General features: G+C 72.1%; 18 protein-coding genes. 14 read left to right on the top strand and 4 right to left on the bottom strand.

The annotated features are described in order from the left end of the window. From OG776_RS20570 to OG776_RS20560, 3 genes are all read left to right on the top strand, one after another. Entirely contained in the window at positions 1–1,128 is a 1,128-nt protein-coding gene (locus OG776_RS20570) for a substrate-binding domain-containing protein (RefSeq protein WP_148012413.1), read from the top strand. Between the two features lie 110 nt (positions 1,129–1,238). Next, on the top strand, positions 1,239–1,769 hold the full coding sequence (locus tag OG776_RS20565; protein WP_261994851.1) for a hypothetical protein: 531 nt from the start codon (positions 1,239–1,241) through the stop codon (positions 1,767–1,769). 716 nt (positions 1,770–2,485) lie between these two features. Next, on the top strand, positions 2,486–3,520 hold the full coding sequence (locus tag OG776_RS20560; protein ID WP_148012412.1) for a helix-turn-helix transcriptional regulator: 1,035 nt from the start codon (positions 2,486–2,488) through the stop codon (positions 3,518–3,520). Here OG776_RS20560 and OG776_RS20555 read toward each other — a convergent pair. Next, positions 3,483–4,466, bottom strand: a complete 984-nt coding sequence (locus OG776_RS20555; protein WP_148012411.1) for a helix-turn-helix transcriptional regulator — start codon at positions 4,464–4,466, stop codon at positions 3,483–3,485. The two genes, OG776_RS20560 and OG776_RS20555, sit on opposite strands and share 38 nt — an antisense overlap. A 155-nt stretch (positions 4,467–4,621) precedes the next feature. Between OG776_RS20555 and OG776_RS20550 the strand changes: the two genes are divergently transcribed. Both OG776_RS20550 and OG776_RS20545 read left to right on the top strand, forming a co-directional pair. Next, positions 4,622–4,819 (top strand): hypothetical protein, encoded by a 198-nt coding sequence (locus OG776_RS20550; RefSeq protein WP_329322073.1) that lies wholly within the window; start codon positions 4,622–4,624, stop codon positions 4,817–4,819. A 40-nt stretch (positions 4,820–4,859) separates the two neighbouring features. Continuing rightward, positions 4,860–5,156: a (2Fe-2S)-binding protein gene (locus OG776_RS20545; RefSeq protein ID WP_187285880.1), complete on the top strand. Its 297-nt coding sequence runs from the start codon at positions 4,860–4,862 to the stop codon at positions 5,154–5,156. Positions 5,157–5,328: 172 nt separating this feature from the next. Here the strand turns inward: OG776_RS20545 and OG776_RS20540 are convergent, their stop codons facing one another. After that, on the bottom strand, positions 5,329–5,742 hold the full coding sequence (locus OG776_RS20540) for a pyridoxamine 5'-phosphate oxidase family protein (RefSeq protein WP_148012408.1): 414 nt from the start codon (positions 5,740–5,742) through the stop codon (positions 5,329–5,331). A 200-nt stretch (positions 5,743–5,942) separates the two neighbouring features. On the opposite strand from OG776_RS20540, the gene clpB reads away from it, so the two are divergent. Next, complete coding sequence (clpB, locus tag OG776_RS20535; RefSeq protein WP_329322070.1) at positions 5,943–8,540, top strand: ATP-dependent chaperone ClpB; 2,598 nt, start codon at positions 5,943–5,945, stop codon at positions 8,538–8,540. Positions 8,541–8,930: 390 nt separating this feature from the next. Next, positions 8,931–9,458, top strand: a complete 528-nt coding sequence (locus tag OG776_RS20530) for a YbjN domain-containing protein (RefSeq protein ID WP_148012406.1) — start codon at positions 8,931–8,933, stop codon at positions 9,456–9,458. Between the two features lie 28 nt (positions 9,459–9,486). On the opposite strand, the gene OG776_RS20525 is transcribed toward OG776_RS20530, so the two are convergent. Continuing rightward, a complete protein-coding gene (locus OG776_RS20525) occupies positions 9,487–10,689 on the bottom strand; it encodes a hypothetical protein (RefSeq protein ID WP_410093265.1) in 1,203 nt (400 codons plus the stop codon). Positions 10,690–10,795: 106 nt separating this feature from the next. Further along, positions 10,796–11,986, bottom strand: a complete 1,191-nt coding sequence (locus OG776_RS20520) for a pyridoxal phosphate-dependent aminotransferase (protein ID WP_148012405.1) — start codon at positions 11,984–11,986, stop codon at positions 10,796–10,798. Between the two features lie 192 nt (positions 11,987–12,178). Here OG776_RS20520 and OG776_RS20515 point away from each other — a divergent pair, with 192 nt between their 5' ends. From OG776_RS20515 to fbaA, 7 genes are all read left to right on the top strand, one after another. Beyond that, on the top strand, positions 12,179–12,493 hold the full coding sequence (locus tag OG776_RS20515) for a hypothetical protein (protein ID WP_329322068.1): 315 nt from the start codon (positions 12,179–12,181) through the stop codon (positions 12,491–12,493). Between the two features lie 465 nt (positions 12,494–12,958). Further along, positions 12,959–13,501, top strand: a complete 543-nt coding sequence (locus tag OG776_RS20510; RefSeq protein WP_148014785.1) for a DUF2617 family protein — start codon at positions 12,959–12,961, stop codon at positions 13,499–13,501. Between the two features lie 315 nt (positions 13,502–13,816). Beyond that, a complete protein-coding gene (locus OG776_RS20505; RefSeq protein ID WP_329322065.1) occupies positions 13,817–15,460 on the top strand; it encodes a polyamine aminopropyltransferase in 1,644 nt (547 codons plus the stop codon). Between the two features lie 89 nt (positions 15,461–15,549). Next, positions 15,550–16,482, top strand: a complete 933-nt coding sequence (locus tag OG776_RS20500; protein WP_329326468.1) for an SRPBCC family protein — start codon at positions 15,550–15,552, stop codon at positions 16,480–16,482. Between the two features lie 556 nt (positions 16,483–17,038). After that, complete coding sequence (locus OG776_RS20495) at positions 17,039–17,827, top strand: aldose epimerase family protein (RefSeq protein ID WP_148012401.1); 789 nt, start codon at positions 17,039–17,041, stop codon at positions 17,825–17,827. Between the two features lie 10 nt (positions 17,828–17,837). After that, positions 17,838–18,386 (top strand): orotate phosphoribosyltransferase, encoded by a 549-nt coding sequence (gene pyrE, locus OG776_RS20490; RefSeq protein ID WP_148012400.1) that lies wholly within the window; start codon positions 17,838–17,840, stop codon positions 18,384–18,386. A 161-nt stretch (positions 18,387–18,547) separates the two neighbouring features. Further along, complete coding sequence (fbaA, locus tag OG776_RS20485) at positions 18,548–19,570, top strand: class II fructose-bisphosphate aldolase (RefSeq protein WP_148012399.1); 1,023 nt, start codon at positions 18,548–18,550, stop codon at positions 19,568–19,570. Positions 19,571–19,632 lie beyond the last annotated feature (62 nt).

Below are 19,632 nucleotides of genomic sequence, written 5' to 3'. Positions count from 1 at the left end.
GTGAACACTCGTAACACCCGGCTTCGTCGTACGGCCATAGCCCTGGTCTCGTCGGCGACGGCCGTCTTCCTCGCCGGCTGCGGGGTCGTGGACGGGATCGCCGGCAGCGACTCCAAGGCGAGCCCGACCAAGGGCGACGACCTCACGGTGGGTCTCCTTCTGCCCGAGAAGGCGAACACCCGTTACGAGAAGTTCGACTACCCGATCATCGAGCAGCAGGTCAAGTCGCTGACCCACGGCAAGGGCCAGGTGGTCTACAAGAACGCGGAGCAGAGCGCGAGCAAGCAGAGCGCCCAGCTCCAGCAGATGGTGGACGACAAGGTCGACGTCCTCCTCGTGGACGCGGTCGACTCCAAGGCCATCGCGAGCGGTGTCCGCAAGGCCAAGGCCGCGGGCATCCCCGTCATCGCCTACGACCGCCTCGCGCAGGGCCCGATCGACGCCTACATCTCCTTCGACAACGAGCTCGTCGGCGAGGTGCAGGCCAAGGAGCTGCTGAAGGCGATGGGCAGCAACACCGAAACGAAGCAGATCGTGATGATGAACGGCGCGGTCACCGACCCGAACGCGGCACAGTTCAAGGCGGGTGCCATGTCCGTGCTCGACGGCAAGGTGGAGATCGCCCGGAAGTACGACACCAAGGACTGGGACCCGGCCAACGCCAAGGCGAACATGGAGGAGGCGATCCAGGCCATCGGTCTCAGCCACATCGCCGGTGTCTACTCCGCCAACGACGGCATCGCGGGCGCGGTCATCGACGCGATGAAGACCATGGGTGTCAGCAACGTGCCGCCGGTCACCGGCCAGGACGCCGAGCTCGACGCGGTGCAGCGGATCCTCGGTGGCGACCAGTACATGAGCGTCTACAAGTCGTACCCGCAGGAGGCCACCGCCGCCGCCGAGATGGCCGTGGCCAAGGTCCAGGGCCGCGGGATCGAGTTCGACGCGCTGACCCGCGACCGGGTCGACAGCCCCACGAACCAGAAGATCCCCTCCCAGCTCGTCCCGGTGGTCGCCCTCACCAAGGCGAACATCAAGGAGACGGTCCTCCAGGACAAGATCTACAAGGTCTCGGAGATCTGCACCGCCAAGTACAAGGCGGCCTGCGCGGCGGCCCACATCAACTAGCCGTCCGTCCTGTCACGTGTGCGCGGGCGTCCCGGCCGGGGCGCCCGCGCACACGTCTCTCACGGCCCGGGTGAACCCTCCCGGGCCGGCCGGGCTCTCACCGGGAGACCGTGCTCGACGCGTTCGTACCGGAGGCGCCCGTGGCCATGATCGGCCTGTTCTGGATCACCGAGAAGAGCGTGTACGTGGGCGCCGAGCCCGCGGGGCACGGGCGAGGGGTGCGGCTCACCGCGGAGGGCGTGGAGGCCGTGGGCGGGGGCCGGCGGGGCTTCTGGGCGTGGCGGGACGTACGCGCGCTCACCGTGCACGACGTGCAGGTGCGTTCCAGCACCCGGTGGCTGGTGAACAGCGTGATGGACACGGTCCTGGACGTGGCGACCGGTGCCGGTGAGGCACCGCCCGCGTTCGAGCTGCACGTCCGTACGGACGAGGAGAAGGCCGAGCTGACGGTGTACACGGCGGCCGTCGGGGGCTATGTGCAGTCCGAGTACGAACTGTCGCTGGACCTGTTGAACCGTTTCGTCGAGGGCACGGCGGACGTGACGCGGCTGCTGGAGTGGGGGAGCGCGGAGGGCGACGGCGTCACGCCCTGGCGTCCCGCGCGGGAGGCACTGCTCAGGAGCTGGGCCGCGGCCCCCTGAGACCGGCCCTGAGGCCGGTTTTGAGGGCAGCCCTGAGGCCGGTTCTCAGGCCGGCTCCGAGAACAGCCCCCGAGGGCGGCCCTGGGGCCGGCCGTCGCGGCGGTCGGCCCCGGTCGCGGGTGCCGCTCCCGGCGGGACGGCCCAAGGCCCCCTGATGGCCTCCGGAGGTCCCTGAAGGCCCGCCGAGGGCTTCGCGGGCGGGCCCGGAGGCCGGCCGCCGCGGGACACCCGGCGCGCCCCTCGCGCCCCCGTCGCCTTCGCGCACCCGTTGCCCTCGCGAACCGGGCCCGCGAACCGCGTCCGCGAACCGCGCCCGCGAGCCGTGCCCACTCAGGACTTCGTCCGCGAGCCGCGCCCGTGCAAGAGCTCGTGCAAGACCCCGTCCGTGAGCCCGTGTCCGGGAGGTCTCCGGCCGAACACCGTGACGTGTCCCGGTCGTTCGCGGCGCGCGATCCGGCCGCCCGGGACCGCGCGAAGGCGGCGTCATGTTGTTGCAAGGCGCCGTGGGGAGGTGGGGAAATGTCAGGACGTATGCGGGCGAGAAGGGGCGCGCGGGGGGCGCGCCCGTGTTGCGATGGCGGTCGGGGCCGCGCATAGTTGCGCTGCGGAAGACGCGGGCCGGCGGTCCCGCGGTGCGGAAGTGCTCCGCCGTGGACGGTGCGGAGCGTCGCCTCACGGGGGTTGCTGGAGCCGGAGGTTGGAGCCAGGGGTGGGAGATGGCCGGGCACGGGACGGACAGGCATCCGCACGGCGCTGACCGACTCTGCGACGCCGGGGACCGGGTGTACTCCCGGGCCGTGCGGCGCGGACGGGTGCCGCGCGCGGACGCGGAGTCGGTGCCCTGCCTGGTCGAGCTGGCGCTGCTGCACCCGGACCCCGACGACATGGGATGGCTGGTGCCGACCTCGCCGCAGGAGGTCATGACGCGGCTGATCCGGGGTGTGTACGAGGAGGTCAGCGCGAGTCAGACGCGGGTGGGCGACGCGGTGACGGCGTTCGAGTGGTATGCCGGGCTCGGAGGCCGGACGCAGACGCGGGCCGAGGGCGTCGCGATCCGGGTCCTCGACGGACTGCCCAGGATCCGGGCCGCGATGGACGAGGCCACCGAGGCGTGCACCGACGAGGTCCTGACCGTGCAGCCGGGCGGCATCCGCCGCGAGGACGAGCTGTCGGAAGGCCTGCACCGGGCGCTGGAGATGCGCCGGCGGGGCGTGCGGATGCGGGACCTGTACACGCACGTGGCGCGGCACGGCCAGGGCCTGCACAACTACATGGAGATGATGGAGGGGGCGGCGGAGGCCCGGACGCTCGACGAGGTGGTGGAGCGGCTCATCCTCTTCGACCGCAAGGTGGCGTTCATCCCGGCCAACGACGACCGCACGATAGCGCTGGAGCTGCGGCATCCGGCGCTGGTCTCCTACCTGGTGACGGTCTTCGAGCGGCTGTGGAGGCTGGCGATACCGCTCGCCGCCCCGCTCCCGGAGACCGGCATCGACGGCATCACCCACCGGGAGCGCTCGATCGCGGCGCTGCTCGCCGAGGGGCACCAGGACGCGGTGGTCGCCGAACGGCTGGGGATCAGTGTGCGGACCTGCCGGGCGCACATCGCGCGCCTCTCGGAGACTCTGGGCGCGGCGAGCCGGACGCAGCTGGGCGTCCGGATCGCGCAGGCGGGCCTCGACGGGCCGCCGCGCTCCCCGGAGCCGCTGCCGGTCAGCTCTCCTGGTCCAGAATCCCCGACTGTGCGATGAGATAGCCGAGTTGGGCCCGGCTGCCACTGCCGAGCGACGTGGCCAGCTTGGCGACGTGGGCCCGGCAGGTACGGACGTTCATGCCGAGACGGCGGGCGATGGCCTCGTCGACATGGCCCTCCACCAGGAGCTTGGCGATGGAGTGCTGGATGTTCGTGATGCCGCCGGGGGCGGTCTCGTAGGGCGCGCCGGCGGTGAGCGGGACGGCGCGGCCCCAGATGAACTCGAAGACCTTGATCAGGTAGCGGACGAGCCCGGGGTGGCGCAGTTCCAGGGCGACCTGCTGGTCGTCGCGGGTGGGGATGAAGGCGACGCTCTCGTCGCAGACGATGAGTCGCTCCACGAGCTCGTCGATGGTGCGGTACTCGACCTTGCCGTCGGACAGCTGGGCCACGTACGCGAGTTTGTCGGGACTGTAGCGGGCGGTGTGCTGATACAGCGTCCGGATCTTCACACCACGTTCGATCAGGGGCCGGTCGCGTTCCAGCCCCTGGAGGAGGCTGCGCTCGGAGCCGCGGTCGCTCGGCTGGATGGTGAGCATCTCGTGCTGGCACTGGGCGGTCGCCAGGTTCAGCGCCGCGTTGATACGGTCGCCGCCCTCCAGCACCGTGATGGAGTGGGTGGGCGTCACCCCCTGGACGCTGAGGGCCATGAACGGCTCAAAAGCGTCACTCAACTCGACCGAGAGGCGCCTGCGTTCGGTGATCTCGCGCTCTATGGGGTTGAGTCGCTGGGCCAGCGCCACCGAAGGGGGCACCGGACGCAGCCAGTTCGGGTCGTCCGGATCGGGGTGGAGGAGGGCCAGTTCGACCAGACAGGGAGCCGGCTCCGCGTCCTCGCGCGCGATTCGTCCTGTGCGCAGCGCGTTCGCGTAGAGACGGCCTCCGTCCTCGCACAACTGGGTCACACCGTGGGGATGTGTCGCATTGGTCTGATTCGTTGTCAAAAGTCCACCCCCCAGGGTCCTGAACGTGCAGGAACATGATGCATCGATTATGTGGCCACGACGTGCCCGAATGAGCCATCGTCTTATTCGACGGGGGAAGACGGGACTTTCAAGTGAGGACGAAGCCGACTATGCGTAACAAAATGCTTCGCTCGGTGCTTGTCGCCGCCTTCTCCGCCATGGTGGCATTCGGAGCTCTGGGCGGCCTCTCCGGGACGAAGGCCGACGTACTGGCGGACAGTCACTGGCCGGCGGTGGCCACGGACAACGTACTGGCGGACAGTCACTGGCCGGCGCCAGCCGCGAACGACGTGGTGGTGACTCCGGCGGCGGATGACGGCACCGGGAGTTGACGTGACGACGCCCCCCGACGACCGCTCCTTCCGTCGCGAGATGGCTACCGCCTACCGCTCCGGCTGGCACTTCATCGACCTGGCGACCGCGATCCCGCACACCGGGGACTCGCTGATGGTGACCGTGTTCGGAGAGCCGGTCGTCGTCACCCGGGACGAGGAAGAGGACGTACGGGCGTACCGGTGTCTGCGACGGCCGCGCGGCGCGCCGCAGCCCGTGCGATGTGCCATCAGGTACGGAATGATCTTTGTGAACCTCGACCAGCGTGACCACCAGCTGGCCGAGCCGGAAGCCCCGGATGTAAGGACCATCTCAGCCACCCCCCGCAGTGCCTGACGCGATTCCCCCGTCGTAGTAGATCGCGCAGGTACTTCCCCCCGCAGCGGCGTCACCGTGACCTGAACACGGTGACGCCGCTGCAGTTTTGGGCGGAACATCCTGGTATCCGCATATCTGCGCATCCGCATATCCGGGTGTCCGCGTGTCCCGGGCCGGCCGTGCGGGGGGATCAGCCGTGCCCCAGGGCCGAGGTCAGGCTGATCTCGATCACCACCCGGGCCGGGTTGGGCGAGGGCGTCCTGCCGTACCGCTCCGCGTACCGCCGCTCGGCCTCCGCGACACGTGAGGGATCGGCGGAGACGGTCGCGCGCCCCTCCAGGGTCGCCCACCGCCGCCCGTCCACCTGGCAGACCGCGACCCGGGCGCCCTCGGCCCCCGCGGCCGTCACGTGTTTCGCCTTGGCGCTGGTCCCGCGGGTGATGACCCGGGCCAGACCGGCCTGTGGATCGTAGGTGACCCCGACGGGGACGACGTGCGGGCTGCCGTCCGCCCGGAGCGTGGTCAGGGTGCACAGATGCCGTTCCCGCCAGAAGGCGAGGTAGGCGGGGTCGGGATCGCGCGGTTCCACCGGATGTGCGGCCATGGCCCGAAATGTAGCCGCACCGGTCCGCCACAAGATGCCCCGGGTTTACCTTGAGTGGAATAGACTCAACTTTGTGTACGTTGGTTGAGTCAGTCCGTACAGGGCGTCCGTGTCAAGGGGAGTCCGTACGGGAAGCCGGTGCGCAACGTCCGTACCGGCAGTCTGTTCAGGAAGTCCGTGCACAGGAGGAGAACGCGAACGTGGACGCCGAGCTGACCAACAGGAGCCGGGACGCGATCAACGCGGCCACCAGCCGGGCCGTGTCCGGGGGGCACCCGGACCTGACCCCCGCACACCTGCTGCTCGCGCTGCTCGGGGGGCAGGACAACGAGAACATCATCGATCTGCTGGCCGCCGTCGACGCGGACCAGGCCTCCGTACGGGCCGGCGCCGAACGGGTCCTGGCCGCCCTGCCCAGCGTGACCGGGTCGACCGTCGCGCCGCCGCAGCCCGACCGCGAGCTGCTCGCCGTCATCGCCGAGGCGGCCGACAGGGCCAAGGAGCTCGGCGACGAGTACCTGTCGACCGAGCACCTGCTCATCGGCATCGCCGCGAAGGGCGGCCGGAGCGGGGACGTACTCTCGCAGCAGGGCGCCGGTGCGAAGAAGCTGCTGGAGGCGTTCCAGAAGACCAGGGGAGGGCGCCGGGTGACGACCCCGGATCCTGAGGGCCAGTACAAGGCACTCGAAAAGTTCGGTACGGACTTCACGGCCGCCGCGCGCGACGGCAAGCTCGACCCGGTCATCGGCCGGGACCAGGAGATCCGCCGGGTGGTCCAGGTGCTGTCCCGGCGCACCAAGAACAACCCCGTCCTCATCGGCGAGCCCGGCGTCGGCAAGACCGCCGTCGTGGAGGGCCTCGCCCAGCGGATCGTGAAGGGCGACGTGCCCGAGTCCCTCAAGGACAAGCGGCTCGTCTCGCTGGACCTCGGCGCCATGGTGGCCGGGGCGAAGTACCGGGGCGAGTTCGAGGAGCGGCTCAAGACCGTCCTGGCGGAGATCAAGGACTCCGACGGGCAGATCATCACCTTCATCGACGAGCTGCACACCGTGGTGGGCGCGGGCGCCGGGGGTGACTCCTCGATGGACGCCGGCAACATGCTCAAGCCCATGCTCGCCCGCGGCGAGCTGCGGATGGTCGGCGCCACGACCCTCGACGAGTACCGCGAGCGGATCGAGAAGGACCCGGCCCTGGAGCGCCGCTTCCAGCAGGTCCTGGTCGCCGAGCCGAGCGTCGAGGACACCATCGCGATCCTGCGCGGGCTCAAGGGGCGCTACGAGGCCCACCACAAGGTCGTGATCGCGGACAGCGCGCTGGTGGCCGCCGCGACCCTCTCCGACCGGTACATCACCTCCCGCTTCCTGCCCGACAAGGCCATCGACCTCGTCGACGAGGCCGCGTCCCGGCTGCGCATGGAGATCGACTCCTCCCCCGTGGAGATCGACGAACTCCAGCGCTCCGTGGACCGCTCGAAGATGGAGGAGCTCGCGCTCAGCAAGGAGACGGACGCCGCCAGCAAGGAGCGTCTGGAGAAGCTGCGCCGCGACCTCGCCGACAAGGAGGAGGAGCTGCGCGGTCTGACCGCCCGCTGGGAGAAGGAGAAGCAGTCCCTCAACCGCGTCGGCGAGCTGAAGGAGAAGCTCGACGAACTGCGCGGCCAGGCCGAACGTGCCCAGCGCGACGGTGACTTCGACACCGCCAGCAAGCTGCTCTACGGGGAGATCCCGACCCTGGAGCGGGATCTGGAGGAGGCCTCCGAGGCCGAGGAGGAGGCCGTCGGCGACACGATGGTGAAGGAGGAGGTCGGCCCGGACGACATCGCCGATGTCGTGGGCTCCTGGACCGGCATCCCCGCCGGGCGCCTCCTGGAGGGCGAGACACAGAAACTGCTGCGCATGGAGGAGGAGCTCGGCCGCCGGCTGATCGGCCAGAGCGAGGCCGTGCAGGCCGTGTCCGATGCCGTGCGGCGCACCCGCGCGGGCATCGCCGACCCGGACCGGCCCACCGGGTCCTTCCTCTTCCTCGGCCCGACCGGCGTCGGCAAGACCGAACTCGCCAAGGCCCTCGCGGACTTCCTCTTCGACGACGAGCGGGCCATGATCCGCATCGACATGAGCGAGTACGGCGAGAAGCACAGCGTCGCCCGGCTGGTCGGCGCCCCGCCCGGATACGTCGGGTACGAGGAGGGCGGCCAGCTCACGGAGGCCGTGCGCCGGCGCCCGTACAGCGTGGTCCTGCTCGACGAGGTGGAGAAGGCCCACCCGGAGGTCTTCGACATCCTTCTCCAGGTGCTGGACGACGGACGGCTCACGGACGGACAGGGCCGGACGGTCGACTTCCGCAACACCATCCTGATCCTCACCTCGAACCTGGGCAGCCAGTACCTGGTGGAGCCGCTGACCTCGGCGGAGGAGAAGAAGCAGCAGGTCCTGGAGGTCGTCCGCAGCTCCTTCAAGCCGGAGTTCCTCAACCGGCTGGACGACCTGGTGGTCTTCTCCGCCCTCGACAGCCAGGAGCTGGAGCGCATCGCCAGGCTCCAGATCGAGCGGCTCGCGCGGCGGCTGGCACAGCGCCGGATCACCCTGGAGGTCACCGACGCGGCCCTGGCGTGGCTCGCGACCGAGGGCAACGACCCGGCGTACGGCGCCCGGCCGCTGCGCCGCCTCGTGCAGACCGCGATCGGCGACCGGCTCGCCAAGGAGATCCTGGCGGGCGAGGTCAAGGACGGCGACACGGTCCGGGTGGACGGGTTCGGGGAAGGCCTGCTCGTGGGCCCCGCGACCGGCAAGACGCTCTGACGGGGACGCGGATGCCGGTGCCGGTGCCGGTGCCGACGCGGGCGGAGGTGCGCGGCACCGGGTGACGCGGCGAGTGGCACGGCGTGGGTACGAGGGGCGGGCGACACCGGCCTCGTACCGGCGCCGGGACCGGCGTGAACGGCTCCGGGGCCGGCGGGTGCCGGGCCGCCGGGGTTCCGCGCCGGCCGCCGGGTCACGTCCGTGAACGGACCGGTGGCGGCGGGGCGCCGGAGGCCGCCGGGGCGGGCCTCGCACCCCCACGACGACGGGTTCCGCCCCCGCCGCCGGTGACGTGATCGTGCCACCCCGGGCGACAGGCCCCGCCAGGGGTTGCCACTCCCCGCCCCGGATGGGGGAGGATGGCGGTATCCGTACGAAGGGAAATACACGGTGAGCATCGACCCGTCCTCGATTCCGAACTTCGGGGGCCAGCCCGAGCCGCAGCCCGGCGGACCGGCGGGCCCCGTCGTCCCGGATCAGGACCTCGTGAAGCAGCTCCTCGACCAGATGGAGCTGAAGTACGTCGTCGACGACGAGGGTGACCTCGCGGCGCCGTGGGAGGAGTTCCGTACGTACTTCATGTTCCGTGGCGAGGGGGACCAGCAGGTCTTCTCGGTGCGGACGTTCTACGACCGGCCCCACCAGATCGACGAGAAGCCGACGCTGCTGGAGTCGATCGACGACTGGAACCGCCGCACGCTGTGGCCGAAGGTCTACACCCACACGCACGACGACGGCACCGTCCGCCTGATCGGCGAGGCGCAGATGCTGATCGGCACCGGCGTCGCCCTCGAACACTTCGTGTCGTCGACGGTCAGCTGGGTGCGGGCCGCCATCGAGTTCGACAAGTGGCTCGTGGAGCAGCTCGGCCTGGAGCAGGAAGTGAACGAGGCGGACAAGCCCGAGGACGACGAGTAGTCCTCCCGCACTGGTTTTCCGCCAGGTTCTACAGCGGCGTGTGCGCGATGACGACGAGGTACGCGCCGTAGGCGAACGAGAGCCCGGCCAGGGCGCCGACCACCAGGACGGCGTGCCAGGGCCGGGCTCTTGCCGTCCGTACCAGCGCCCTGGCCAGTGGCAGCAGCAGCGGGAAGGCGGGCAGCAGGAAGCGCGGCTTGCACTCGAAGAACCCGGCGCCGCCGAGCGCGATCAGCAGCAGGACGCCGCTGTGGACGAGCAGCGGCAGCGGGGCCCGGTCCGCGATCAGCAGCGCGTACAGCAGCACGGCCACCGCCACGATCACCAGCGCCATGGGGAACACGAAGCGGTCGCCGCGCAGCAGCAGGTGCCGGACGAAGCGCAGCGCGCCCACGCCGAAGTCGAAGCGCGAGCCCCACAGCCGCTGCACCTCGAAGTAGCCGCCAAGTGGATCACCCCGGCGACGGCCCACCCACAGCACGTAGCCGCACCAGCCGAGCGGTGCGAGCGCGGCGCCCGTCCACAGGCTGTGGGGAACTTTCCGGCCGCGCCGCCGCCAGACCTCGCAGGCCGCCGCCGCGAGCACCGCCGCGGCGACCGCGAACCCGTTCGGCCGGGACAGGCCGGCCAGCGCCGCCAGCGTGCCGGCCCACAGCCAGCGTCCGGTGAGCACCGCGTACAGGGACCAGGCGGCGAAGGCGGTCAGGACAGGCTCGGTGTAGGCGAGGGACAGCACCACCGAGTGCGGGAGCAGGCCCCAGAGCAGGACGAGCGCGGTGCCGACGGCGCGGCCGTGCAGCCGGGCCCCGACCGCGTAGATCCCGCACGCGGCGGCCCCGGCCGCCAGCCAGGACACCACCAGTCCCGCCGCACCGCCGCTGAGCGGGACCACGGTCGTGACGGCCCGGACGAGTCCCGGGTACAGCGGGAAGAACGCCAGGTCGCTGTGGACGACGGTGGGCCTGAGGTGCTGGACGCGTACGTAGCCGTGCGCCGCGATCCCCAGGTACCAGAGGGAGTCCCAGGAGCGTCCGAGCAGGGCGAGCGGGTGCCTGCCGTGGGCCCGGGCGGTACCGGCGAGCACCAGGACACCGATGAGCCGGACCAGGACGAACAGCCCCAGCGCGTACACGACGGCGGGCGGCCGGCGCACGGACCGCGCCGCGCGGACGCGGTCGCCGTCGTCGGGCTTCTGGACGGCGGGGGCCGGAAGGGTACTGGCGTGGGTCACACCCGAACCCTGCGTCCCTCACGGGCCGGTCGCGAACGGTGCGCGTCCGCGCGGGTGCGGTTCTCCCCGCCCCGGCGCGCCACCCGCGGGACCCGCTGCCCGCGTGCTAGCGGAGCGCCCGGAGCCGCCCGGCCGCGTCCTCCAGGACTTCGGTCCGCTTGCAGAACGCGAAGCGTACGAAGGGCGCGCCCTCCTCGCGGTGGTCGTAGAAGACCGCGTTCGGGATGGCGACCACCCCCGCGCGCTCCGGCAGCGCGCGGCAGAAGGCGAAGCCGTCGCTCTCGCCGAGCGGGCGGATGTCGGTGGTGACGAAGTAGGTGCCGGCCGGGCGGAAGACCTCGAAGCCCGCCGCCGTGAGTCCGGCGGCCAGCACGTCCCGCTTGGCCCGCAGATCCGCGCGGAACGCCTCGAAGTACGTGTCCGGCAGAGCGAGCGCCTCGGCCACGGCGTACTGGAACGGCCCCGACGCCACGTACGTGAGGAACTGCTTCGCCGACCGCACAGCGGTGACCAGGTCCGGCGTGGAGGTGATCCAGCCGACCTTCCAGCCGGTGAACGAGAAGGTCTTGCCCGCGCTGCCGATGGTGACGGTCCGCTCCCGCATCCCGGGGAAACCGGCCAGCGGCACGTGCTCGGCGTCGTCGAACACCAGGTGCTCGTACACCTCGTCCGTCACGACGAGCAGGTCCCGTTCGACGGCGAGCCGCGCGATCTCGCCGAGTTCCTCGCGGGAGAGGACGGTGCCGGTGGGGTTGTGCGGGGTGTTGAGGAGCAGCAGCCGGGTGTTGTCCGTGACCGCGTCGCGCAGTTCGTCGAGGTCCAGGCGGAAGCGGCCCTCGTGCGGGCGCAGGGTGACCGGGACGCGGGTGCCGCCGGCCAGCGCGATGCCGGCGGCGTAGGAGTCGTAGTACGGCTCCAGGGCGATGACCTCGTCGCCGGGTTCCACCAGGGCCAGCAGGCTCGCGGCGATGGCCTCGGTGGCGCCCGCCGTGACCAGCACCTCGCGGTCGGGGTCGTACGAGAGTCCGTAGTGGTGCTTCTGGTGTTCGGCGATCGCCGTCCGCAGTTCGGGCACGCCGGGGCCCGGGGGGTACTGGTTGCCGCGTCCGTCGCGCAGCGCCCGCACGGCCGCCTCCCGGACCTCCTCGGGTCCGTCCGTGTCGGGGAAGCCCTGGCCGAGGTTGATCGAGCCGGTGCTGAGCGCCAGGGCCGACATCTCGGCGAAGATCGTCGTGCCGAACTCGGCGAGGCGGCGGTTGAGCAGCGGACGGCGGACGTCGGATGTCATGCCGGTCATCCTGCGCCCAAGCCGGGGAGTTCCTCAACTCACCCGCCGCCCGGCCCCGGTCCGAGGGCCGTCCGGTCCTCCGATGCTCAGGAGTTGCTCAACTCTGCTTTGGCCGGCGGGACGCGGGGGCATCCCCCTGTCACGCACGACGCGAGGCGCCCACGGGGGGTCGCCTCGGGGGAACGAAAGGAGGGTGGCGCCATGATCATCGGCATCATCCTGGCGGTCTTCTTCATCGTCCTGATCGGCGGTCTGAGGGCCGGCCGCCGCGGTCGCGGCAAGGCCGGTCAGGTGCGGGCCCGCGGCTCCCGCTCGGGCGGGAGCGCCCTGGGGGGCGGTGCGGGCGGGGGCGGCAGCTGGTGGGCCGGCGGGGGCGACTCCTCCGGCGGCGGCCACCACGGGGGGCACCACGGCGGTCACTCGTGCGGCGGCGGCCACTCGTCGTGCGGCGGCGGCTCGTCGTGCGGCGGCGGGTCGTCCTGCGGGGGCGGCGGCGGATGCGGTGGAGGCAGCTGACACGGGGCAGCCGAGCTCCACACGGACACGCGTCCGCGGCACGCGGTGGTGCCCGCCGGGAACGGCTTCCGGCGGGCACCTCCGTGTTCGGGCCGAGAAAATTCACGCGGACGTGCGGGTGCCGCCGGAGCTTCCCCTCGTGAGCCGTCCGGGAGGCTTTCCGGCCGTGGTGACCGGCGGGTGTGGCGGTGTTCCGGGAGGCCGGAGAGGGCTTCCGCTTCCGCGCGCCCGGCGCCCGCCGTGGTTGAACAGTTGAACTGTGGAGCCCTCGGGGGGATGGAAACCCTACGAAGTTGGGTAAAAACGCTGTGGTGGCACCACAGTTCATGATTCCCTCTAAATCACCAACGCGGCCCTCGGATCGCCCCTTCCTGACAGGGCTGACCGGGCTAACCGGGTCGATCCCTCACACCGACCGGGTGCGCCGGACCCCCACCTCCCTTTGCGTGCTAGCGGAGCCGACCCATGCTCACGACCCTGAACACCGCCTACACCGACACGCGCGCGGCCGACCTCGCGTGGGCCCTGGGGCGCGAGCCGCTGCCCGCGCTCGCCACCCTGGACCTCGAACTCGACGGAGCGAGCCTGCAGTTGCGGCTCCTCGGCGCGTCCCACCAGGTCCTCCTCCAGGAGGAGCGGGGCAGCTGTTCGGAGACCGTCGCCTGTATCGCCGGCAGCAGCACACCTCTTCCCCTCGGCGTGGCCAAGCGGGTCGGCGACTGGGAGTACGAGTTCGCGGCGCGCGTCGAGACCCTCTCGTGCGGCTCCTTCGCCGGACGCGCCCAGGAGTTGCTGGCCCTGGTCTCCGACCACCCGAACGGACTCGTCGGCGTCTTCCCGGGCAGCCCGCACGCCTTCACCGCCCTGCTGGCCCAGCGCCACGAGGGCCAGGTCCACTGGCGTACCTGGCACGCCTACCCGCAGGACGGCCAACTGGTGGCGACCCGCACGAGAGTGGGAGTGCGGGTACCGGCCGACGCCGATCTGCTCAGCGCGTCCGGCGTGTGAGGCAGATCGGCCGGGCGCGTCCGGCGGGCGTGGCCGGGTCGGCACCGGCCGGTCCGCGCGTGCCGCCGCGGACCGGTCCGACCCCGGGCCCTGGGGACACGTCCGTCCGGCCGAACCCGCGGCCGCGAGGACGGCCCGCGAGGACGGCCCGCGAGGACGGCCCGCGAGGGCGGGCCGGGAGGGCGACCCTGGAGGACGGCCCACGAGGGTGGCCCGGGAGGGTGAAGCACACGCTCCGACAACCGTACGGACGAGCCCCAGATCCACACGTGTGGGTGACGAGGCGTGGAGCCGGTCTCACGTAGCGTTCCCAGCGTGATCGAACCGCACGCGCCAGCTCCCCCCGGCGCGCCGCCGTCCTGGGGCGTCCAGGGCCAGGCGCGGCTGCCCGTCCGTACGGGCACCGGCCGGTTCCTGGTCCTCGCGGGTGTGTTCGTCTGCGCGGCCTGCGGACTCGTGTACGAGCTCGAACTCGTCGCGCTCGCCTCCTACCTCGTCGGCGACTCGGTCACCCAGGCCTCGGTCGTGCTGTCCGTCATGGTCTTCGCCATGGGCGTCGGCTCGCTCGCCGCCAAGCGGCTGCGGCCGCGCGCGGCGGCCGGCTTCGGAGCGGTCGAGGCCGCGCTCGCGCTGGTCGGCGGCTGCAGCGCGATGGCCCTGTACGCGGCGTTCGCGTGGACCGGCGGCTGGGGCGGCGTCTGGGCGGACGGGCCGCGGTATCTGCTGGCGGCCTTCTCGCTCGCCATCGGACTGCTGATCGGCGCCGAGATCCCCCTCCTCATGGAGCTGATCCAGCGCATCCGGCGGCAGGACCCGGGCGGGGCGGTCGCCGACCTGTTCGCCGCGGACTACGTCGGCGCCCTCGTCGGCGGGCTCGCCTTTCCCTTCCTGCTGCTGCCCCGGCTCGGCGAGCTGACCGGCGCGCTGCTGACCGGGGCGGTGAACGCGCTGGTGGGCGGCGCCCTCGTCCTCGGCCTGTTCCGCGGGGACCTGAGCAGGCGCGGACGCTGGCTCCTGCTGATCGCCAACGTGACCGTCCTCGGCCTGCTCGCCGCGGCCGCCGTGCTCGTCGACGACTTCGAACACGCGGCACGGCAGGCGGTGTACGGCCGGGACGTCCGCGTGGCGCTGCGGACCGGCGTACAGGAAGTGGTCCTCACCGGCGGCACCCGCGGACATCCGCTCGGCCTCTTCCTGGACGGACGCCTGCGGGCCGACGGCCGCGACGAGCGCCGCTACCACGAGGCGCTGGTGCACCCGGCGATGAACGGGCCTCACGCGCGCGTGCTGGTCCTCGGCGGCGGCGACGGACTCGCGGTCCGCGAGGTGCTGCGCCACCCGGACGTCCGGCGCGTCGACGTGGTCGACCGCGACGCCGGGGTGGTGGGGCTGGCCCGCCGGGACCCCGCCCTGTCGGCGCTGAACGGGCACGCGTTCGACGACCCGCGGGTGCACGTGTTCACCGCCGACGCCTTCTGCTGGCTGCGCCGCGACCCGCGCCGCTACGACGTGGTGATCTCCGACCTGCCGGACCCCGGGATCACGGCGAGCGCGAAGCTGTACTCGCAGGAGTTCTACGGGCTGACGCGCCGGGCGCTGGCCGGGGGCGGGCGACTGGTGGTGCACGCCGGGCCGGTCTCCTCCCGCGCCCGTGCCTTCTGGACGGTCGAGGCGACGGTGCGGTCGGCCGGCCTGCGCACCGACCCGTACCGCGTGAACGGACGCGACCCCGCTTCGCCGGCCGGCCCCGGCCGTACCGAGGGGACGCCCCGGGCCCCGCGCGACTGGGGGTTCGTCCTCGCGTCCGCCGGGCGCACGCGCCTGGGCCTCGACCCCCGCGGGCCCGCACCGCGCTGGCTCACCCCGCGGTCCCTCAGGGTGGACGCACGGGCCGTTCGGCTGACCCGGATCACGGGGCTGGTGCCCTCCACGCTGGCGCATCCGCGCTACTCCGACTGACCCGCGGGGGCGGGGGGAACGGGGGAACGGGGCGGGAATCCCGGGATACGCGGGTGCGGTTCCCACCGGCCTGGGTAGGCTCGGCCGACATGGAGCATGAGGTGTTCGTTCCGGTTCCAGCCGAGCGGCTGAGGGAGGCGCTGGCCGATCCCGCGCGGGTGGCCCGGGCGGTGCCCGGGCTCCAGCAGGACGCCGGCACCGCGCCCGTCTCCGGACGGCTGCGCGTCCGCGTCGGCGGCCACACCATCACCTATCGCGGTGCGGTGCGGGTCGTCGCCCGTGACGACGGCGCGTACGCGGTCGAGGGGGACGGCACGGAGGCGCGGGGCACCGGAACCGTGAAACTCGCCCTCACCCTGCGGCTGGCACCGGCCGAGGGCGGCACCACGCTCGTCGTCACCGGGACCGCCACGGCGGACGGGCGCCTCGGTGAGCTCCCTCCCGCCACGGTCGCCACCGCCGCGACCCGCCTGCTGAACCGCTTCGCGGAGAACCTCGCGACCGGCACGGGGAGCGCGTCCGCGACGGAGGGCGGCACCGGGAGCGAGGGCGTCCCCGGGGGCGAGGGCGTCCCCGGGACCGGGATGGAGGCCGGGCCCGCGTCCGGTTCCGCCTCCGGTTCCGTCTCCGATTCTGTGTCCGGTTCCGGGGCCGACGACGTGAGTGAGCCGGAGACCGGCGACGAGGGTGACACGACGCCGTCCGACGTCGACGCCGAGGTCACGCCGCCGTCCCTCGCCCCCCTGGCCGGGGACGACGGGGACGACGGGGAAACGGCCGCGGCGGTGCCCGGGCCGGTGGACGGAGAGGACTCCGTCGCCGAGGCGGCGCACGCGCGGCGGACGATGATCGGGCGCAGCGCGGAAGAGGTCGACCATGCGCCGCCGCGCGGGCGTTACGCGCCCGTTCCGGCACCGGAGACCGACGCGGGGAGCGCGGCGCTTCGCTGGGCGGCCCCCGCGGCGGCGGTGGTGCTGGCCTCGGCGATCGTCGTCACCCGGGCACTGCGCAAACGCCGCTGAGGTTTGCCAGTCGTCCTCGGTGGGCTGCGCCCCCCCCGGACCGCTGCCAGGGGGCTGCCGCCCCCTGGACCCCCGCCTTCGCCCGAAGGGCTCGTCCTCAAGCGCCGGACGGGCTGAGGGTGTGGGTCTGCGTTGATCGGGTCCGGGGTTTTCGCCCGAAGGGCTCGTCCTCAAAACGCCGGACGGGCTGATGATGCGAGCCCGCGCTCATCGGGTGCCGGGTCTTCGCCCGAAAGGCTCGTCCTCAACGCCGGACGCGCTGGAGATGCGGGCCCGCGCCGGAAAGGCCACGTCGGCCACCGCCTTTTCAGCGCCGGCCGGCACCAGCAGCCCGTCCGGCGCTTGAGGACGAGGCCGTCCAGGCCGATGCGGGGGTCTGGGGGCGGCAGCCCCCAGGGGCACGGAGGCCGAGGGTCACCACCCCGCATACGCCGCCGCACCCACCCAGCCCGTCCGGCGTTTGAGGACGAGGCCCTTCAGGCCGGAGCGGGGGTCTGGGGGCGGCAGCCCCCGGATACGGGCCGGTCGGCTCAACCGGACCAGTAGGGTCAACTCCGTGAGTAACGAAGACATCACGCTGACCGCGGGCGACGCGGAAGCGACCGTCACGCCGGGCAACGGCGGACGGCTCGGCAGTCTGAAGGCCGGCGGCGTGGAACTGCTGCGCCAGGGTGCGAAGTTCGGGTGCTTCCCGATGGCACCGTGGTGCGGACGGATCCGCGACGGCCGCTTCCTGGACGGCGCGACCGTCCGGCAGATGCCCCTCAACTCCCCGCCCCACGCCATCCACGGCACCGCCCGCGACGGCGCCTGGCGCACCGCCCGCGCCGACAAGCGGGAGGCCGTCATCGCGTACGACCTCGTCGCGCCCTGGCCCCATCCGGGCCGCGTCACCCAGGCGTTCGCCCTGACCGAGGACTCCCTCACGCTCACCATGTCCGTGGAGACGCACGATTCCTCCTTCCCGGCCCAGGTCGGCTGGCACCCGTGGTTCAACCGGACCGTGGAGGGAGAGGACGTCCAGGTCGGCTTCACCCCCGCGTGGCAGGAGGAGCGCGGCGCCGACCATCTGCCCACCGGCCGCCGCGTCGACCCCCTCGCCGGCCCCTGGGACGACTGCTTCGGCATGCCCGGCGGTGTCGACGTCACGCTCACCTGGCCGGGCCGGCTGGAGCTGAAGGTGACCAGCCGCGAGGAGTGGGTCGTCGTGTACGACGAGCAGGAGGCGGCGGTGTGCGTGGAGCCGCAGACCGGTCCGCCGAACGGGCTGAACACCCACCCGCGCCTGGTCACCCCCATCGAGCCGCTGGAGGCGTCCATGACCTGGAGCTGGCGGCGCCTCTAAGCTGGCGGGCATGAGTGACGTACGCGGCGCGCTGCTGCAGCAGATCAAGGACAAGGCCGTGGTGCACGGCAAGGTGACCCTCTCCTCGGGTCTGGAAGCCGACTACTACGTGGACCTGCGCCGGGTCACGCTGGACGGCGAGGCCGCGCCGCTGGTCGGACAGGTGCTCCTCGACCTCACGGACGGGCTGGACTTCGACGCGGTCGGCGGTCTCACCATGGGCGCCGACCCCGTCGCCGGTGCGATGCTGCACGCCGCGGCGGCCCAAGGCCGCAGGCTGGACGCCTTCGTCGTGCGGAAGGCGGCCAAGGCGCACGGTCTGCAGCGCCGTGTGGAGGGTCCGGAGATCAGGGGACGGCGGGTGCTCGTGGTCGAGGACACCTCGACCACCGGCGGCTCGCCGCTCGCCGCCGTCGAGGCGGTCCGGGAGGCCGGCGCCGAGGTCGTCGGTGTGGCGACGATCGTCGACCGCGCGACCGGTGCCGCCGAGAAGATCGAGGCCGGCGCCGGAGTGCCGTACCTCTTCGCCTTCTCCAAGGACGAGTTGGGCCTCGACTGACGTCCGGTCCGGGATCCCGCCGGCCTGGGGGGTCCCGTATGCCGGACAGGGTGACCTGAGCACCGGGTCACGTCTGGAAGGATGGGGACGACGATGACGTCGCCCCCTAGGTCAGGGCCGTAACCAGCAGAACGCCACCCGCACATACAAGGAGCGGACAGATGCCCATCGCAACCCCCGAGGTCTACGCCGAGATGCTGGACCGGGCGAAGGCAGGCAAGTTCGCCTACCCGGCCATCAACGTGACCTCCTCCCAGACGCTGCACGCTGCGCTGCGCGGCTTCGCGGAGGCGGAGAGCGACGGCATCATCCAGATGTCCACCGGTGGCGCGGAGTTCCTCGGCGGCCAGCACAAGAAGGACATGGTGACCGGCGCGGTCGCGCTCGCCGAGTTCGCGTACATCGTCGCCGAGAAGTACGACATCACGGTCGCGCTGCACACGGACCACTGCCCGAAGGACAAGCTGGACACCTACGTCCGGCCGCTCCTGGACATCTCCGCCGAGCGCGTCGCCCGGGGCGAGAACCCGCTGTTCCAGTCGCACATGTGGGACGGCTCCGCCGAGACCCTCGCCGACAACCTGGCCATCGGTCAGGAACTGCTCGCGAAGGCCGCCGCCGCGAAGATCATCCTCGAGGTCGAGATCACCCCGACCGGTGGCGAGGAGGACGGTGTCTCGCACGAGATCAACGACTCGCTCTACACCACGGTCGACGACGCGATCCGCACCGCGGAGGCCCTCGGCCTGGGCGAGAAGGGCCGCTACCTGCTCGCCGCGTCCTTCGGCAACGTGCACGGCGTCTACAAGCCGGGCAACGTGGTCCTGCGCCCCGAGCTCCTTAAGGAGCTGAGCGACGGTGTCGCCGCCAAGTTCGGCACGGCGTCCCCGTTCGACTTCGTCTTCCACGGCGGCTCCGGCTCCTCGGCCGAGGAGATCGCCACCGCGCTGGAGAACGGCGTCGTGAAGATGAACCTCGACACCGACACGCAGTACGCGTTCACGCGTCCGGTCGCCGACCACATGTTCAGGAACTACGACGGCGTCCTGAAGGTCGACGGCGAGGTCGGCTCCAAGAAGACCTACGACCCGCGGACCTGGGGCAAGCTGGCCGAGGCCGGCATGGCCCAGCGGGTGACCGAGGCCTGCGCCGCGCTGCGTTCCACGGGCACGCGGATCAAGTAACCGGACCTGGCCACATCACTCCGGTCGGGGCTCGGCACCTCCACGGTGCCGGGCCCTTCCGT

The sequence above is a fragment of the Streptomyces sp. NBC_01689 genome (genome assembly GCF_036250675.1).
GTDB lineage: Bacteria > Actinomycetota > Actinomycetes > Streptomycetales > Streptomycetaceae > Streptomyces.
The sequence above is the reverse complement of the archived record's forward strand: the minus strand, read 5'-3'. Positions and strand labels throughout refer to the sequence as shown.

What these genes read in the sequence shown, in the direction of transcription:
- OG776_RS20520 (WP_148012405.1), bottom strand. Translation starts at nt 11,986, where the DNA reads ATGACCGGCATGACATCCGACGTCCGCCGTCCGCTGCTCAACCGCCGC.
- OG776_RS20540 (WP_148012408.1), bottom strand. Translation starts at nt 5,742, where the DNA reads ATGGCCGCACATCCGGTGGAACCGCGCGATCCCGACCCCGCCTACCTC.
- OG776_RS20500 (WP_329326468.1), top strand. Translation starts at nt 15,550, where the DNA reads ATGGAGCATGAGGTGTTCGTTCCGGTTCCAGCCGAGCGGCTGAGGGAG.
- OG776_RS20515 (WP_329322068.1), top strand. Translation starts at nt 12,179, where the DNA reads ATGATCATCGGCATCATCCTGGCGGTCTTCTTCATCGTCCTGATCGGC.
- fbaA (WP_148012399.1), top strand. Translation starts at nt 18,548, where the DNA reads ATGCCCATCGCAACCCCCGAGGTCTACGCCGAGATGCTGGACCGGGCG.
- OG776_RS20510 (WP_148014785.1), top strand. Translation starts at nt 12,959, where the DNA reads ATGCTCACGACCCTGAACACCGCCTACACCGACACGCGCGCGGCCGAC.
- OG776_RS20545 (WP_187285880.1), top strand. Translation starts at nt 4,860, where the DNA reads ATGGCTACCGCCTACCGCTCCGGCTGGCACTTCATCGACCTGGCGACC.
- OG776_RS20560 (WP_148012412.1), top strand. Translation starts at nt 2,486, where the DNA reads ATGGCCGGGCACGGGACGGACAGGCATCCGCACGGCGCTGACCGACTC.
- pyrE (WP_148012400.1), top strand. Translation starts at nt 17,838, where the DNA reads ATGAGTGACGTACGCGGCGCGCTGCTGCAGCAGATCAAGGACAAGGCC.